This is a genomic window from Nonomuraea sp. NPDC049784 (assembly GCF_040659615.1).
Taxonomy (GTDB): Bacteria; Actinomycetota; Actinomycetes; order Streptosporangiales; family Streptosporangiaceae; genus Nonomuraea.
The window spans coordinates 1-1475 of sequence record NZ_JBFAMX010001185.1 but is presented as its reverse complement, the minus strand read 5'-3'; the positions used below and the strand labels follow the sequence as shown (position 1 = coordinate 1475).

Genomic DNA, 1475 nt, shown 5'->3' with positions numbered 1-1475 from the left:
GAAGACGCCGACGGCGTCCCCATCTACGCCGATCTCACCTTCCGCGACCAGCAGCCGGACGAGAAGTACGCCGTCTTGCGCCCGGCCCGGGACCTGGCCGTCAGCCGTACCTCCTACGACCCGCACACCATCCGCGACATCGACAATCCGGTCGCGCGCTGGATCAGGGACGCCCCCCAGTATGTGACCGAGCTGCTGGCCGAGGTGCACCGCCTGCGAGCCGCGACGCGGCCGAGCAGATCGGGTTCGTGACCTGTCCACCAGCCTCAAGAACGACGGGCAGGGACTCGACCTGCCCCCCGAGGAGTGGATCGCCCCACCCGACCCTGGGCCCGGCATCGCTCCCCTCATGCACATCAGCTCTCCCGAACCGTCCTGGCTCGCCACTCAGGACTTCCCGCAGTTGGTCACCCGCGCCCGGCTCGCCCGCCTGGTGCGCAAGCTGCCCAGGGCCCGGCGCGGATGGATTCTCGACAGCGACGGCTACCAGCATCTGCAGCGCAACGGCACCTGGGTCATCTCGGCCGAGCAATACGCCGCCGAGGCCGACCGGTGGATGCGCCGCATCGGCCGGCTCAAGGCCGCGGCCGTGCAGGACTGGCCGACGGAGGACGAAGTCCTCGCCGCCACCGAAGCGCGCATCATCGCGCTTCGCGGACCGGTGCGGTTTCTACCGGACTACGTGCGGGCGCACCAGGAGTGGACGATCGAGTCCTATCTGCGCCTGCGGTCGCTGGCGCCCCGCGTACCGTGGATGCCGGTCTTGCAAGGCCGTACCTCTGGGGAGTACCTCCGCCACCGGGAGATGTGGGCTGAGGCCGGCGTGGATCTGGCCGCGCATTCCCTGGTCGGCATGGGCTCGCTATGCAAGCGCTCGGGCAGCATGCTCAGCTTCTTCCAGATGGCGCTCACAATCGAAGAGCTCGCCCGTGACGGTATTCGCCTGCACGGATTCGGCCTGAAAACGACGGCGCTGGAATACGAGGAAGCGCGCAAGAGCCTGGTGTCGGTCGACTCCGGCGCCTGTTTCTACGCCGCGCGCCGGCAACGTCTTCGGGCGCACCGCGACTGTCCCCACCCCGGTGATTGCCGCAACTGCCCCCGCTGGGCTGCCGACTGGGTCTCAGACCTGGCCGATCGTGGCCGCGTGGCCGCCGCGTGATCGCAGCGCACCTCCGGTGGCGACACCGTGCCGGGCGCCGCCAACGCCACCAGAGGGGGAGGCGGCAGAGCCTCCTCCCCTCTCCCCTTCCTGCGGAAGACGCCCCTCTCTGTACCACAAGGAGCCGCATGACCGTGGACTGGATCAGCTGGCTGCGAAGCGACGTGTGGTTTCACCCCCGCGTCCCGGCCGACACCACTCAGATCGACCTGCTTCACCCCGTGGAGGCCACCCACGCCCTCCAGGTGATGGAACACCACGCCGGCCCGGCTGCCCGCGCGTTGTGCTCCCACGCGATGCGCCACCCAGCCCC

General features: G+C 69.6%; 3 protein-coding genes. All 3 read left to right on the top strand.

The window, feature by feature from the left end; translation table 11 throughout:
• The coding region (locus AB0J09_RS64570) for a hypothetical protein (protein WP_360714375.1) at positions 1–252 on the top strand (252 nt) is incomplete at its 5' end.
• 97 nt (positions 253–349) lie between these two features.
• A complete protein-coding gene (locus tag AB0J09_RS64565; RefSeq protein WP_360714373.1) occupies positions 350–1162 on the top strand; it encodes a hypothetical protein in 813 nt (270 codons plus the stop codon).
• Positions 1163–1290: 128 nt separating this feature from the next.
• On the top strand, positions 1291–1475 hold a 185-nt coding region (locus AB0J09_RS64560), incomplete at its 3' end, for a hypothetical protein (RefSeq protein ID WP_360714371.1).